This window comes from Streptomyces sp. AJS327, from assembly GCF_013450295.1.
Classification (GTDB): domain Bacteria; phylum Actinomycetota; class Actinomycetes; order Streptomycetales; family Streptomycetaceae; genus Streptomyces.
Map to the genome: position 1 here is coordinate 1,837,900 of NZ_SKBR01000001.1, position 15,063 is coordinate 1,852,962.

Consider the following 15,063-nt stretch of genomic DNA (forward strand, 5'->3'; position numbering starts at 1 on the left):
CTGCGTGAGTTGGACATGATGTCGAAGAAGTTTGCGCGCCGCTGTGCCGTGGCGCTGACCGTTCCCGCGCTGCTGGTGACAGCGGCGTGCGGGTCCGAGGACGACAAGGAGGACTCGGTCAAGGTCTCCGGCAAGGCCGGCGAGCAGCCCAAGGTGAGCGTGGGGAAGGACGCCAAGCCGCCCAAGAAGACGGTGGCGAAGACCCTCAGCGCCGCCACCGGCAAGGAGGCGAAGGTCGCCAAGGGCGACTTCGTGCGACTCGACATCGTCGCCAAGACGGTCGGTGGTCAGAGCAGCCAGGATCTGATCAATACCTGGAAGCCCGACCCGGGCGCGAAGAAGGGCGCGGCGCGCACCCAGATGGTCGAGCAGATCGGCAGGGAGAGCCAGCTGCCCGGCGCGGTCACCAAGGAGCTGGTCGGCAAGAAGCCGGGCAGCCGCGTCCAGGTCGAGGGAACCGCGCAGACGCTGTTCGGCCCGCAGGCGGCCCAGATGGGCATGGACCCCAAGCAGGGCATGGTCTGGGTGATGGACATCGTCAGCTCGACGCGGACGGACAAGGACGCCAGCGCCAAGGGTGACCAGGAGTCCGTCGAGGACGGTATGCCCGAGGTCGAGGTGCGGGAGAAGAAGCCCGCGTCCTTCACCATCCCGAAGGGCGAGAAGCCGCCGAAGAAACTGCGCTCCCAGAAGCTGATCAAGGGTGACGGCCCCGAGGTGAAGCCCGGTGAGGGCCTGGTCGCCCAGTACACCGGGGTCGCCTGGGAGGACGGCGAGGTCTTCGACTCGACGAAGCCGCAGGAGAAGAAGAAGGGCGAGAAGGAGCAGCCGCAGAACAAGGACGGGGTGACCGCCTTCCAGGTCGGCACCAAGTCCGTCATCAGCGGCTGGGACAAGGCGCTGGCGGGCAGCAAGGTCGGTGACCGGGTGCTGCTGGTCGTGCCGCCGAAGGAGGGCTACGGCTCCCCGGAGGCGCTGAAGCAGGCCCAGCAGTCCGGTCAGCAGCACCCGCTGGCCAAGAAGAACCTGGTCTTCGTGGTCGACGTGGTGGACAAGGTCTGAGCCCACCGGGAGGCCGCCCGCGCCCCGGGGCTGGCGGAAGGCCACGGCGGCCGTCTGCGAAACTGACGCGGTCGCTGAAGACTGATCCGTAGGAGCATTTCGTGAGCAACGACAAGTCCGCCTCCGGCTTTCCCGGCGGAGAGAAGCCCGAGGTCGACTTTCCCGAGGGCGAGCCGCCGTCCGACCTGGAGGTGCAGGACCTCTGGGTGGGGGAGGGGCCCGAGGCGAAGGCCGGCGACACCGTCTCCGTGCACTACGTGGGCGTCTCCTTCTCCACCGGCGAGGAGTTCGACGCCAGCTGGAACCGTGGCAAGCCCCTGCAGTTCCAGCTCGGCGCGGGGCAGGTCATCCCGGGCTGGGACCGGGGCGTACAGGGCATGCGGGTGGGCGGGCGCCGTCGTCTGACCATCCCCGCCGACCTGGCCTACGGCGCGCAGGGTGCGGGTGGCGGGCGGATCAAGCCGCACGAGACCCTGATCTTCGTCTGCGACCTCGTCTCCGTCTGACGCGCCAGCGTCGACGCGCACATCGTGGGGCCCCACCGTCCGGTGGGGCCCCACGGCGTTCTCCGGACGGCGGGGCGCTCGCCCGGCGGACGCGGCGCGGCGGTGTGTCCGTGGTTCCGCGCGTGTGGTGCCGTGAGCAGCGGCTTTTGCCGGGGCGTCGGCTGGCGGTACGGTCATGGCCGGGCAGCAGCCCGAGTGGCGGCAGAAGAGAGGCACGAGGGACCCATGGCGATTGCCAAGGCCGAGCGGCTGATGAGTCTGGCGCTGTGCCTGTTGGGGGCCCGGCGCGCGCTCACCAAACGCGAACTGCGGTCCTCGATCGAGGCGTACGTCGAGGCGTTCGGGCCCGGCGGGCCACCGGCGGCCGGTGGGGACGACGCGTTCAGCCGCATGTTCGAGCGGGACAAGGACGACCTGCGCGAACTCGGGCTCGTCATCGACACGGTGGAGAACCTGGACGGCGAGGCCGGGTACCTCGCCCGCCGGGACAGCAACCGGCTCCCCCCGATCACGCTGGACGCCGCCGAGGCGGCGGCGCTGGACGCCGCGGCGCGGGTCTGGCAGCAGGCGCGGCTGGCCTCGGCGGCCAGCGGAGCCCTCCAGAAACTGCACGCCGCGGGCGGCATGCCGGAGGCCGAGGACGGCGCCGAACACGCGGAGCGGCTGCGGCTGTCCAGCCTGGAGCCGCACATCCCGGCCCGGGAGGCCGCCTTCGAACCCCTGATGCTCGCCTGCCGGGACCGCCGTCCGGTGATCTTCGACTACCGCAAGACGAACGCCGTCACCGCCGAGCGGCGCCAGGTGGAGCCGTGGGCGCTGGAGTGCTGGCGTGGGCACTGGTATCTGGCCGGGTTCGACCGGGACCGGGGCGCCGAGCGGGTGTTCCGGCTCTCCCGGATCACCGGCCGGGTGCGCTCCCGCGCGGGCGCCTTCACCGCGCCGGTTCCCGACCAGGTGACCATCCGCCAGGTCGTGGAGCGCTGGTCGGGCGAGAGCGCGACGCGCAGCGCCCGCATCCGGCTGCGCGCCGGGGCCGGGTATCCGCTACGGGCCCGGGCCACCGCGGTGCGCGAGCTGGACGGCGGCTGGGAGGAGCTGGAGATCCCCTACGGCCACGGACTGGACGCCTGGCTGGTGGAGTTCGGCGCCGACGTGATCGTGCTGGAGCCCGCCGAGTTGCGGGCGGACGTGGTCGGCCGGCTGCGCGCCGTCGCCGAGGGATGAGGGACGGCAGATGCCAGCGAACGCCATCGACCAGACCCGCCGCATGCTGTCGCTGGTCACCTACCTGCGGGACCGTCCGGGCGCCCGCGTCGAGGAGGTCGCGCGGGCCTTCGGGATCACCGTCGACCAGCTGATCTCCGACCTCGACGTGCTGCCGCTGTGCGGCACCAGCTTCCGGGGCGGCGACCTCCTGGAGATCGATACCGACGGTGAGCACATCTGGTGGCGCAACGCCGAGGCGCTGGGCAGCGACACCGCGACGCCGCTGCGCCTCGCGGCGGACGAGGCCACCGCCCTGCTGGTGGCGGCACGCGCCGTGGCCACACTGCCCGGATTGCGGGAGGGCGATCGGGAGGCGCTGCAACGGGCGGTGGCGAAACTGGAGGCGGCGGCGGGGGAGAGCGCTGGCGCCAGCTCCCGGCTGTCGGTGACCTTCGAGGCCGAGGGCGGCGTGTTCGCGGACGTGGACCGCGCCATCACCGAGCGGCGCCGTCTGTGGCTCCGGTACTACTCGCCCGCGCGGGACGAGCTGACCGAGCGGGAGGTCGACCCGATCCGGATGTTCGCCGTCGGCCACACCTACCTGGAGGCGTGGTGCCGTCTCTCGGAGGACCGCCGTACTTTCCGGCTCGACCGGGTCGCCGAGATCCGGCTGCTCGACGTGGCCTCCGACCCGCCTCCCGTCGAACCGCGGGACCTGAGCGCCGGGCTGGTGCAGCCCGCCGCCGAGGACCCCGAGGTGGTCGTGGAGGTGGGCCCCGGCGGCCGGTGGGTCGCCGAGTACTACCCGCACGACAGGGCCGAGGAGCTGCCGGACGGCGGTCTGCGGATCACGCTCCGCGCGCCCGATCCGGCCTCGCTGCGCCGCCTGGCGCTGCGGCTCGGGCCGGAGGGCCGGATAGCGAAGCCGGTGGAGCTGGCCGCGAGCGCCCGGGAGGCGGCCCGGGAGGCCCTCGCCGCGTACGGCGGCTGATGCCCGGACTCGCGCGCGCCGCCCCCGCGTCCGGCGGGCGCCCGGCCGTGCCGTGGCGGCCTGGTCCGCCCCCGGGCGGGCCGGGTGGCGGACGGTAGGCTCGGCGCATGCTCTGGCCGATGTTCTTCCTCTCCCTCGCCTTCGCCGGAATCGCGGTGCTCGGTGTGCTCGCCGTACGGGTCGGGCTGGAGGTGCGGCGCTTCTCGCGCGCGGTGGGGGACAGCTCGGAGCGCATCGCGCGCGCGGCGGAGAACCTGGAGCGGGCGGCGGCGCCGCTGGCCGGCCGCGCCGGGCGCACGGCCGGCGGGCCCCGTGAGGACGGCGAAAACCCCGGTTGACGCACCCTGCTGCGCGACGCGCCCGCGCGGTACGCTCGGGGATGCTGCGCGGGCGCCATTCGCCGTATGCCCAGGGATTGCCGAGCGTTACCTCCCCGGGGTTACGATCGCTCGCAGTACGGCCCTTGACGCAGCCCGTCCGATTCATACGGCAGGCAAGGAACACGCCGCCCCGGCGAGAAGGTAGTGGCACATGATCGGCAATCTGAAGCCCCTGGAGATCGTTCTGATCATCCTGGTCATCCTGCTGCTGTTCGGCGCCAAGAAGCTTCCTGACATGGCGCGTTCGCTTGGCAAGTCCGCTCGCATCCTCAAGAGCGAGGCCAAGCAGATGAAGAAGGACGGTGGCGACGGCGGCGGCAGCGGTGGCTCCGAGGCGGGCGGCTCGGGCAACTCGGCCGACTCCTCCTCGGCTCCGCGGACCATCCAGGCGGCCCCCGGTGAGGTCAGCGACGCGCGTCCGGTGGGTGAGACACAGGAGCCGAAGCGGAGCTGATCCGCTCCTCCCCACCGAACCGACCCTTCTGACATCCGGGAAAAGAGTTGCTCAAGTCCGCCCGTAAACAGGGTAAGCAGCAGCGGAGGGATCCCGAGGGGCGGATGCCTCTGGCTGACCATCTACGGGAGCTGCGCAACCGCCTGATGAAGTCGGTGCTGGCGATCCTCGTCGTCACCATCGTGGCGATGTTCTACTACCAGCAGATCGCCGACTTCCTCACCGATCCCGTCCGGGAGTCCGTCGGGTGCACCGAGGGTTTCGGCCAGACGGCGAAGGAGGGGGAGACCTGCGCCGAGATCACCATCAACGGCCTGATCGCGCCCTTCACCATCATGCTGAAGGTCGCCCTCACGACCGGTGTGGTGCTCGCGTCGCCGATCTGGCTGTGGCAGCTGTGGGGCTTCCTCGCCCCCGGCCTGCACCAGCACGAGAAGAAGTACGCGCGGATGTTCGTCGGCACCGGAGTGCCGCTCTTCCTCGCGGGCGCCTACCTCGCCTACCTGGTGCTGCCGATGGCGGCGAAGACGCTGCTGGACTTCAGCCCGGAGGGCACCGGGAACCTGATCCCGCTCGACAACTTCCTGGACATCGTCACCCGCCTGGTGATCGTCTTCGGGCTCGCCTTCGAGCTGCCGCTGCTGCTGGTGATGCTGAACCTCGGCGGCGTCGTCACCGGGAAGCGGCTGCTCGGCTGGTGGCGGGCGATGGTCCTGTGCATCACCGTCTTCTCGGCCGTCGCCACCCCCACCGGCGACCCGTTGACCATGCTCGCGCTGGCCGCGCCCATCGTGCTGCTGTACTTCGCCGCGGTCGGCATCTCCCTGTTCAACGACCGTAGGCGGCGGCGGAACAACCCGTACTCCGGGCTGGACGACGACGAAGCCGCGCCGCTGGACCACCAGCCGGAGTCGATCTCGACGAGTGACGGCATCCCGGGACCGCGTCCGCTCTCCGACAACGGCGACGGCCCGGACGGGTCCGGACCGGATCGCCGGAACGGCTACGGCGACGCCACCTGAGCCGGTAGTCTCCGCCCCGTGACCAGCGAGATCACACTATTCGTCAATCCTTCCGCAGGTCGTGGCCGGGGCGCGCACGCGGCGCAGCCCGCCGCCTCCGCGCTGCGGCACGCGGGCTTCGCCGTGCGCACCGTCGTCGGCGACGGCGCCGAGGACGCCCTGTGCCGGGCGCGGGAGGCCGTCGCCGCGGGCACCGGGGCCCTGGTCGCCGTGGGCGGCGACGGGATGGTCTCCCTCGCTCTCCAGGCCGTCGCGGGCACCGACATCCCGCTCGGGATCGTCGCCGTCGGCACCGGGAACGACATCGCCCGGGCCACGGGCCTGCCGATCCGCGAACCGGCCGGGGCGGCCAGGCTGGTGGCGGAGGCGCTGAAGGCGGGCCACCACCGGCCCCTCGACCTGGGGCGGGCCGGGGAGCGATGGTTCGGCTCGGTGCTGGCCTCGGGCTTCGACTCCCGGGTCAACGACCGGGGCAACCGGATGCGGTGGCCCAGCGGGAGGCTCAAGTACGACCTCGCGATGCTCGCCGAGCTGGCCGCCTTCCGCCCCATCCCGTACCGCATCACGCTGGACGACGGGCCGCCCCTGGAGACCGAGGCGACGCTCGTCGCGGTCGGTAACGGCAGCTCCTACGGCGGCGGGATGCGCATCTGCTCCGACGCGCTGATGGATGACGGGCTCTTCGACCTGACCGTGGTGGGCCGGTGCAGCCGGGCCACGCTGCTGCGGGTCTTTCCCCGGGTCTACAAGGGCACCCACCTCAGCCACCCCGTCGTCTCGACCTACCGGGCGCGGCGGGTCCGGCTGGAGATCGCACCACCCGGTGGGCCGGTCACCGGTTACGCGGACGGTGAACCCCTGGGACCGCTGCCGCTGACGGCCGAGACGGTGCCCGGCGCGGTGCGGCTGCTGACCTCAGGGCCCCGGGAGCCGGACGGAGCCTGAGCCGGGGCCGCCGGGCGCGGCCCGGGGGCAGGCCCCGAGCGAGCCGCCGGTCACGGTGGGTGAACGGGCCGCCGGGCGGTGCGGGCCGTGACCCGGTAAAGATCGTGAGCGGTGTCGGGGGTGGCCGGTAGGCTCGACAGCACGATGACCGAGGACCTGTCTCCCGCACAGCGGTACTCGGCGGCGATGCGGCGCGCCGCCGACGAGGCCACCGCGCTCGCCCCGTTCCGCGATCTGTACGACTTCGAACTGGACGCCTTCCAGATCGACGCGTGCCAAGCCCTCGAAGCCGGGAAGGGGGTGCTGGTCGCGGCTCCGACCGGCTCCGGAAAGACGATCGTCGGCGAGTTCGCCGTGCACCTGGCCCTCACCCAGGGCCGTAAGTGCTTCTACACCACCCCGATCAAGGCGCTGTCGAACCAGAAGTTCGCGGACCTCTCCCGGCGCTACGGCGCCTCCAGAGTGGGCCTGCTGACCGGCGACAACAGCGTGAACGCCGGGGCACCGGTGGTCGTCATGACGACTGAGGTGCTGCGGAACATGCTCTACGCGGGCTCTCCCGCGCTGGACGGCCTGGGTCACGTGGTGATGGACGAGGTGCACTACCTCTCCGACCGGTTCCGGGGCGCGGTCTGGGAGGAGGTCATCATCCACCTCCCCGAGTCCGTCACCCTCGTCTCCCTCTCGGCCACCGTCTCCAACGCCGAGGAGTTCGGGGACTGGCTGGACACCGTCCGGGGCGACACCCAGGTGATCGTCTCGGAACACCGTCCGGTACCGCTCTGGCAGCACGTGCTCGCCGGGCGGCGGCTCTACGACCTGTACGAGGAGAAGGGCGACAAGCGCGAGGTCAACCCGGATCTCGTGCGGATGGCCCGGATGGAGAACAGCGCGCGCGGAGGGGGCCGCCCACGCGACCGCAGGCGCGGGGCCCGGCGGGAGGCCGACCGGGAGCGCGAGCGGCGGCAGCGCACGCGGGTGTGGACCCCGGGCCGCCCCGAGGTCATCGACCGGCTGGACGCCGAGGGCCTGCTCCCGGCGATCACGTTCATCTTTAGCCGGGTCGGCTGCGAGGCGGCCGTGCAGCAGTGCCTGGCGGCCGGGGTGCGGCTGAACGACAACGCGGCCCGTGCCCGGGTGCGGGAGGTCGTGGAGCGCCGTACCGCCGAGATCCCGGACGAGGACCTGCACGTGCTCGGCTACTTCGAGTGGCTGGAGGGGCTGGAACGGGGGGTCGCCGCGCACCACGCGGGGATGCTGCCGACCTTCAAGGAGGTCGTCGAGGAGCTGTTCGTCGCCGGACTGGTCAAGGCGGTCTTCGCTACCGAGACCCTGGCGCTGGGGATCAACATGCCCGCTCGCTCGGTGGTGCTGGAGAAGCTCGTCAAGTGGAACGGCGAGCAGCACGCGGACATCACCCCGGGGGAGTTCACCCAGCTCACCGGTCGGGCCGGGCGGCGCGGCATCGACGTCGAGGGGCACGCCGTGGTGCTGTGGCAGCGCGGTATGGACCCGGGCGCGCTGGCGGGTCTGGCCGGGGCCCGCACCTACCCCCTGCGCTCCTCCTTCAAGCCGTCGTACAACATGGCGGTCAACCTGGTCGCGCAGTTCGGGCGGCACCGTTCCCGGGAGCTGCTGGAGACCTCGTTCGCCCAGTTCCAGGCGGACCGCTCGGTGGTCGGCATCTCGCGGCAGGTGCGGAAGAACGAGGAGGGCCTGGAGGGCTACCGCGCCGCCATGACCTGCCACCTCGGCGACTTCGAGGAGTACTCACGGCTGCGCCGTGACCTCAAGGACCGTGAGACGGAGCTGGCCAAGCAGGGGCAGGCGCAGCGCAGGGCGCGGGCGGCGACCGCGCTGGAGCAGCTGCGCCCCGGGGACGTCATCCACGTGCCGACGGGGAAGTTCGCCGGGCTCGCCCTGGTTCTCGACCCGGGGCTGGGTGGCGGCCGGGGCGGTCACCCGCGCGGCGCGGAGTCCTTCCCGGAGGGGCCGCGGCCGCTGGTGCTCACCGCGCAGCGGCAGGTGAAGCGACTCGGGGCGATCGACTTCCCGGTGCCGGTGGAGCCGCTGGACCGGATGCGGATCCCGAAGACGTTCAACGCGCGCAGCCCGCAGTCCCGGCGCGATCTGGCGTCGGCGCTGCGCACCCGGGCGGGGCACCTGACGCCGCCGAGGCACCGCAAGGAGCGCTCGGCCGCCGCGGACGACGAGCGGATCGTGCGGCTGCGCGAGGAGATCCGGCGGCACCCCTGCCACGGGTGCGACGAGCGGGAGGACCACGCCCGGTGGGCGGAGCGCTACCAGCGGCTCCGGCGGGACACCCGGCAGCTGGAGCGCCGGATCGAGGGGCGTACGAACACCATCGCGCGCACCTTCGACCGCGTCTACGCCCTGCTGTCCGACCTCGGCTACCTGAGCGGCGACCAGGTCACCGAGGACGGTCGGGTGCTGGCCCGGCTCTACGGCGAGCTGGATCTGCTGGCCTCCGAGTGCCTGCGCGAGGGTGTCTGGGAGGGCCTGCCGCCCGCCGAACTCGCCGCCTGCGTCTCGGCGTTGGTTTTCGAGTCGCGTTCGGCGGACGAGGCGCTGCCGCCCAAGCTCCCGAACGGCCGGGCGCACACCGCGCTCAACGAGATGGTGCGGATCTGGGGGCGGCTGGAGGCGCTGGAGGAGCGGCACGGCATCCACCAGGCGGAGGGCGTCGGCCAGCGCGAGCCGGACCTCGGCTTCGCCTGGGCGGCCTACCGCTGGGCGGAGGGGCACGGGCTGGACGCGGTGCTGCGCGAGGCGGACATGCCCGCCGGGGACTTCGTCCGCTGGTGTAAGCAGGTCATCGACGTGCTGGGACAGCTCTCGGCGGCCGGGCCGGAGGGCGGCACCGTGGCGCGGAGCGCGCGCCGGGCGACGGACGCCATGTTGCGCGGGGTGGTCGCCTACACCAGCGTCGGCTGATCCGCGCCCGGTGTTCCCGGAGCCGGAGGGCGGTCGGGGCGGGTGCGGCGCGTGGGGGAGGGAGTTCTTCTCCCGGTGGGCCGGGCGGCGTTGACCTCTCCCGGGGGTGGCGGGATGTTGTGCGGGTATCCGCCCCCGGACGGGAGGTACCCGTGCGCCGACACGTCGTCAGTCCCCGGTTCCGTCCCCGGCCGTTCCGTGTGAGGAACCGGCTGGGCCGAGCGTTCCGTGCCGTGCTCGCCCTCGCCGCCGTCGCGGCGCTGTCCTCGGCCACGCCGCCGGAGCGGCGCGGCTCGCCCGGTGACCCGGCGGGCGCGCTGCGGCTCAACCAGATCCAGGCGATGGCCACGCACAACAGCTACCACCGCGAGGTGTCCTTCGACGAGCAGCGGCTGATGGGGAAGCTGGACCCGAACTTCCGCACGCTGCTCTACAGCCACGCCGGGCTGCCCACGCAGTACGAGCGGCAGCGCATCCGCGGTATCGAGCTGGACGTCTTCCCCGACCCGGAGGGTGGCCTCTACGCGAAGCCGCTGATCCGGCGGGAGGCCGGGCTGCCGCCGCTCCGGGATCCGGCGTGGCGGAAGCCGGGGTTCAAGGTGCTGCACTGGGCCGACTTCGACTACAACACCAGCTGTGTGACGCTCAGAAGCTGTCTGCGGCAGGTCAGGACGTGGTCGGAGCGGCGGCCGGGGCACGTCACCGCGCCGGTCCTGCTGGAGCTGAAGCGGACCGACCCGCGTCTGGAGGCGCGCGGCGGGGCGAAGAGCCCGCCGTGGGACACGGCGACGCTGGACGCGCTGGACCGGGAGATCCGCGCGGTCTTCCCCGAGGAGGCGCTGCTCACCCCCGATGACGTCCGGCGGAAGGGCGGCACGCTGGAGGAGTCGGTGCTGCGACACGGCTGGCCGCGGGTCGCCGCCACCCGAGGCCAGGTGATGTTCCTGATGGACAACGACGACCCGGTGATCCAGGACGCCTACCGGGCCGGTGGCAGGGAGAGCCTCCAGGGCCGGGTGCTGTTCACCGACTCCGAACCGGGGCGCGCGGACGCCGCGTTCATGAAGGTCAACGATCCGACCGGCGGGAACAAGGCGGTCATCCAGGACCTGGTGTCCCGGGGCTACTTCGTCCGCACCCGCTCGGACGTGCCGCTGGACCAGGCGTCCAGCGGGGACACGGCGATGCTGCGGAACGCGCTGGACTCCGGCGCCCAGATGGTGAGCACGGACTTCCCGGTGCCGGGGCTGGCGGCCCGCCATGGCAGTGACTACGTGGCGGAGCTGCCCGGCGGCGGGGTGGTCCGCTGCAACACCGTCACCCTGCCGGCGCCGGACTGCCCGGACCGTCGGCTGGAGCCGTGACCGCCGCCGAGTGTTCCGGGGAGGGCCGCTCCTGCTCCGCCTCCACCCGCTCGTTCCACTCCCGCTTCGACGCCTGCCAGCCGTCCTCGTCGCTGCCCAGCCGCCAGTAGCCGGAGACGGAGAGCGCGGCGCGCGGTACGCCGCGGTCCAGCCGCAGATGGCGGCGGAGGTCCTTGACCCATCCCGCCTCGCCGTGGACGAAGGCGTGCGGCCGCCCGGCGGGGAAGTCCAGCGCGTGGACCTCGGCGCGGAGGCGCGTGCCGACGCGGGTGTCCGCGCGGTGCAGCCACCGCACCCGGACGCCGGGCGGGGTGGCGAGGGGCAGCTCCTCCTCGGGCCCGGCCACCTCGATCAGCGCGTGGACCGGCACGCCGTGCGGCATCCGCTCCAGGGCGGCGGCGATGGCGGGCAGCGCGCTCTCGTCTCCGGCGAGGAGGTGCCAGTCGGCGTCCGGGTCGGGGGCGTAGGCCCCGCCGGGTCCGAGGAGGCGGACCTCCTCGCCGGGGGTGGCCCGCAGCGCCCAGGGACCCGCCAGTCCCTGGGTGCCGTGGACCACCACGTCGAGGGTGAGTTCCCGCGAGGCCGGGTCCCAGGCCCGCACGGTGTAGGTGCGGGTGGCCGGCCACTGGTCGCGGGGGTACTCGGCGCGGACCTGGGCGATGTCGAAGGGCTCCGGGTACACGACGCCGGCTGGAGGGAAGAGCAGCTTGACGTAGCGGTCGGTGTACTCCCCGTCGGGGAAGTCCGCGAGCCCCGGGCCGCCGAGCACGATCCGTATGAGGTGCGGGGTGAGCCGCTCGGTGCGCAGCACCACACCGTGGTGCTGCTGGGCGGTCCGGCGGGTGGGCTGCTGCGCCATCGTGGCCTCCCGGGGGAACGGCGAACTCGGCATCGGATAGTCGAAGTTAGGTGTGCCTAACCTAACGCTCCTAACCTAGCACGCCGCCCGCTCAGCTGGCGGGGTCGTGCCCCAGCGCGGAGCTGAGCCGCCGCAGGGATCCCCCCAGGCCCCAGCGGGCGTCCAGCTCCGCGAGCGCGGCCGGGTCGCGTGGGCTCGCGGGCAGTGCGGCGTCGACGTCCGGGAGGGGCAGGTCGCGGACCACCCGCACCACCTCGCGCGCCGCGCCCAGATAGGGGCGGGCCTCGGTCAGCCGGGCGCGCTGGGTCTTCGTGAGCGCGGAGCCGGGGTCCTCGGCGGCGGCCAGCACGCCGTCCAGGTCCCCCCAGGCGTCAAGCAGCTTCGCCGCCGTCTTCTCGCCGACACCGGGCACTCCGGGCAGGCCGTCGCTCGGGTCGCCGCGCAGGATGGCGAGGTCGGCGTACCCGGGGCCGTCCACCCCGTACTTGGCGCGCACCGCCTCCGTGTCGTAGACGGCGAGCTGCCCGACCCCCCGGATCGGGTACAGGACCCGCACCCGCCGCGCGTCGTCCACCAGTTGGAGCAGGTCGCGGTCGCCGGTGACGATGTCCACCGGCTCGCTGGCGCGGGTGGCGAGGGTGCCGATCACGTCGTCCGCCTCGAAGCCCTCGGCGCCCAGCCGGACGATCCCGACCGCGTCCAGCACCCGCTCGATCACCGGGACCTGCGGGGCGAGGGTGTCCGGCACCTGCTCCGCGTCCGGCCCGGCGGCGGGGTCCGCGGCGTCCTCGGCCACCCGGTGCGCCTTGTAGCTGGGGATGAGGTCGACCCGCCAGCGGGGCCGCCAGTCGGCGTCCATGCAGGCCACCAGCGCGGCGGGGTGGTGGTCGGCGATCAGGCGGGCGAGGAAGTCGAGCAGACCGCGCACGGCGTTCACCGGGGTGCCGTCCGGGCTCCGGACGGACTCGGGGACGCCGAAGTGGGCGCGGAAGTAGAGGGAGGCGGTGTCCAGCAGCATCAGGCCGCCGCGTGTTGTCGAAGTCACGTCCCGATGATGGCGCACCGCGCCGACACCGGCGCGCGGCCCGGGACGTCCGGGCTGTGGCGGGGTGCTGCCCGCTCCGTGCGGGGGTGGGCGCCGGGCCCGCCGGATCCCCGGGTGCTGCTCAACTCCGGTACAAGGGTGGCTGGTTGGCGCCGGAGAGGTCTCGGTCACCGTTGTCGTCTGGTGATGATTTTGTGATGAATGATTTCCGGATGGCCGGGCAGGCGGACTGGCCAGGCCGGGTTGAGAGGCCCGGTATGTCCGTGACCCCGACAAGCGAAGGACTGAATGCGTGGCTGCGCAACCAAAGGCGAATCCGCCGACTGACGGACGAACGCCCCCGCCCAGGGGTCTGGCGGGGCTGTGGGCCTCGGTCGAGCCACGGGTCTTCGTTCCGTCCGGGCTGATCATCCTGGGCTTCGTGCTCTTCGCCGTCATCTGGCAGGACACCGCCGCCGAGGGCGTGGAGAAGGTCCAGGCGGAGATCGTCGGGAACCTCAGCTGGTTCTACATGGCGATCGTCTCGCTCTTCGTGATCTTCGTGCTCTGGGTGGGCCTGGGCCGGTTCGGCAACATCAAACTCGGCAAGGACCACGAGAAGCCCGAGTTCAGCACCGGCTCCTGGCTGGCCATGCTGTTCGCCGCCGGAATGGGCATCGGGCTGGTCTTCTGGGGCGTCGCCGAGCCGATGTCCTTCTTCCACGGCCCGAAGCCGGGCGTGGGTGAGGGCGAGGCCGAGCGCGCCGAGTTCGCCATGGTGCAGACGTTCCTGCACTGGGGCATCCACCCGTGGGCGATCTACGTGGTCGTCGGCCTCGCCGTCGCCTACGCGGTGCACCGCAAGGGCCGCCCGGTCTCCATCCGCTGGGCGCTGGAGCCGCTCTTCGGCGACAAGGTGAAGGGCCTCTGGGGAGACGTCATCGACACCATCGCGGTCGTCGGGACCGTCTTCGGTGTCGCCACCTCCCTGGGCCTGGGCGTCAAACAGGTGGCCAGCGGGATGGGCTTCCTGAACTGGGTAGACGACCCCAGCAGCAAGACGCTGCTGGTCGTCCTGATCGCCGGTATCACCGCGCTGGCCACGTTCTCGGTGGTCAGTGGCGTCGGCAAGGGCATCAAGTGGCTGTCGAACATCAACATGGGCCTCGCCGGGCTGCTGCTGCTCTTCGTGGTGATCGCCGGCCCGACGCTGTTCATCTTCAACGGCTTCGTGCAGGACACCGGCGCCTACCTGCAGAGCGTCGTGAGCCTGTCCTTCGACACCGGCGCCGCCTCCGGTGAGGAGGGCACCAGCTGGGTCAACGGCTGGACCGTCTTCTACTGGGGCTGGTGGATCTCCTGGGCGCCCTTCGTCGGCGTCTTCATCGCGCGCATCTCGCGCGGCCGCACGGTGCGCGAGTTCGTCTGCGGCGTCATGCTGGTGCCCACCCTGCTGACCTTCTTCTGGTTCGCGGCCCTCGGCGGCTCGGGCCTCGACGAGGCCCGGAACGGGGAGCAGGACTTCAAGGACTCGGAGGGCGCTGTCAGCCCGGACGGGGCGCTGTTCCAGCTGCTGGACACGATGCCCGGCGGCACCTTCGTGGCCGGTATGGCGATCCTGCTGATCGTGCTGTTCTTCGTCACCTCCTCGGACTCCGGTTCGTACGTCGTGGACATGCTCTCGTCCGGCGGCGACCCGAACCCGCCGGTCTGGAGCCGGGTCTTCTGGTCCGTTCTGGAGGGCGCCGCGGCGGCCGCGCTGCTGCTCGCCTCGGGTACCGGGGACGCCTCGCTCAACACCCTGAAGACGACGGCGATCATCATCGCCTTCCCCTTCAGCATCGTGATGATCGGGATGTGCGCCGCCACCCTCCGCGCCTTCTACGCCGAGCGGCGCGCGGCGCTGGAGGCACAGGAGCGCGAGCGGCAGGACCAGCTGATCGACGAGACGGTCGCCGCGATCGAGGAGGGCCTGGAGAAGGGCACCCTGGAGAAGGACCCCCGGGAGGCCGCGAAGCAGGCGGCGGGCCGGGCCACCGGACGCGGTTCCGGCTCCGGTGCTGACTCCGGTTCCGATTCCGGTTCTGACTCCGGTTCGGGGACGCCCGCCGGAACCGGCGGCTGAGTCCCGCCACACGCGCGGAACTCCGCCCGCCCAGCGGTGCGAAGCCCCGCGCCGGTGCCCCCTCCGGGCGCTGGCGCGGGGCTTTCGCGTGGGCCCGCGCGGGCGGGGCGCACCGTGCGCGAGGACCGTGTGTACCGTTCGCGGGAATGCGCGGACGGAAATACGGGTGA

The 15,063-nt window shown here is 72.4% G+C and carries 13 protein-coding genes; 11 read left to right on the plus strand and 2 right to left on the minus strand.

The features are described 5' to 3' along the window. Positions 1-15 precede the first annotated feature (15 nt). The 10 genes from E0L36_RS07230 (at position 16) to E0L36_RS07275 (ending at position 10,885) form a co-directional block, all read left to right on the plus strand. Positions 16-1,062 carry an FKBP-type peptidyl-prolyl cis-trans isomerase gene (locus tag E0L36_RS07230; RefSeq protein ID WP_180927975.1) on the plus strand — a complete coding sequence of 349 codons (1,047 nt, stop codon included), beginning with the start codon at positions 16-18 and terminating at the stop codon, positions 1,060-1,062. 101 nt (positions 1,063-1,163) lie between these two features. After that, complete coding sequence (locus tag E0L36_RS07235) at positions 1,164-1,568, plus strand: FKBP-type peptidyl-prolyl cis-trans isomerase (RefSeq protein ID WP_180927976.1); 405 nt, start codon at positions 1,164-1,166, stop codon at positions 1,566-1,568. A 225-nt stretch (positions 1,569-1,793) separates the two neighbouring features. Next, entirely contained in the window at positions 1,794-2,792 is a 999-nt protein-coding gene (locus E0L36_RS07240; RefSeq protein WP_180927977.1) for a YafY family protein, read from the plus strand. 10 nt (positions 2,793-2,802) lie between these two features. Then, positions 2,803-3,765: a YafY family protein gene (locus tag E0L36_RS07245; RefSeq protein ID WP_180927978.1), complete on the plus strand. Its 963-nt coding sequence runs from the start codon at positions 2,803-2,805 to the stop codon at positions 3,763-3,765. Positions 3,766-3,872: 107 nt separating this feature from the next. Beyond that, positions 3,873-4,103, plus strand: a complete 231-nt coding sequence (locus tag E0L36_RS07250; protein ID WP_180927979.1) for a hypothetical protein — start codon at positions 3,873-3,875, stop codon at positions 4,101-4,103. 193 nt (positions 4,104-4,296) lie between these two features. Next, positions 4,297-4,599, plus strand: a complete 303-nt coding sequence (tatA, locus tag E0L36_RS07255; RefSeq protein WP_180927980.1) for a Sec-independent protein translocase subunit TatA — start codon at positions 4,297-4,299, stop codon at positions 4,597-4,599. A gap of 47 nt (positions 4,600-4,646) precedes the next feature. Next, positions 4,647-5,621 (plus strand): twin-arginine translocase subunit TatC, encoded by a 975-nt coding sequence (gene tatC, locus E0L36_RS07260; protein WP_180927981.1) that lies wholly within the window; start codon positions 4,647-4,649, stop codon positions 5,619-5,621. 18 nt (positions 5,622-5,639) lie between these two features. Next, positions 5,640-6,566, plus strand: coding sequence for a diacylglycerol kinase (locus tag E0L36_RS07265; RefSeq protein WP_180927982.1), 927 nt, complete (start codon positions 5,640-5,642; stop codon positions 6,564-6,566). A 144-nt stretch (positions 6,567-6,710) separates the two neighbouring features. Further along, positions 6,711-9,521 carry an RNA helicase gene (locus E0L36_RS07270; RefSeq protein ID WP_180927983.1) on the plus strand — a complete coding sequence of 937 codons (2,811 nt, stop codon included), beginning with the start codon at positions 6,711-6,713 and terminating at the stop codon, positions 9,519-9,521. Positions 9,522-9,754: 233 nt separating this feature from the next. Then, positions 9,755-10,885: a phosphatidylinositol-specific phospholipase C1-like protein gene (locus E0L36_RS07275; protein WP_308416660.1), complete on the plus strand. Its 1,131-nt coding sequence runs from the start codon at positions 9,755-9,757 to the stop codon at positions 10,883-10,885. On the opposite strand, the gene E0L36_RS07280 is transcribed toward E0L36_RS07275, so the two are convergent. Continuing rightward, positions 10,839-11,744: a siderophore-interacting protein gene (locus tag E0L36_RS07280; protein WP_180928662.1), complete on the minus strand. Its 906-nt coding sequence runs from the start codon at positions 11,742-11,744 to the stop codon at positions 10,839-10,841. The genes E0L36_RS07275 and E0L36_RS07280 overlap by 47 nt on opposite strands. A gap of 91 nt (positions 11,745-11,835) precedes the next feature. Beyond that, positions 11,836-12,762: a 5'-3' exonuclease gene (locus E0L36_RS07285; RefSeq protein ID WP_180928663.1), complete on the minus strand. Its 927-nt coding sequence runs from the start codon at positions 12,760-12,762 to the stop codon at positions 11,836-11,838. A 319-nt stretch (positions 12,763-13,081) separates the two neighbouring features. On the opposite strand from E0L36_RS07285, the gene E0L36_RS07290 reads away from it, so the two are divergent. Beyond that, positions 13,082-14,893 (plus strand): BCCT family transporter, encoded by a 1,812-nt coding sequence (locus tag E0L36_RS07290; RefSeq protein WP_308416661.1) that lies wholly within the window; start codon positions 13,082-13,084, stop codon positions 14,891-14,893. Positions 14,894-15,063 lie beyond the last annotated feature (170 nt).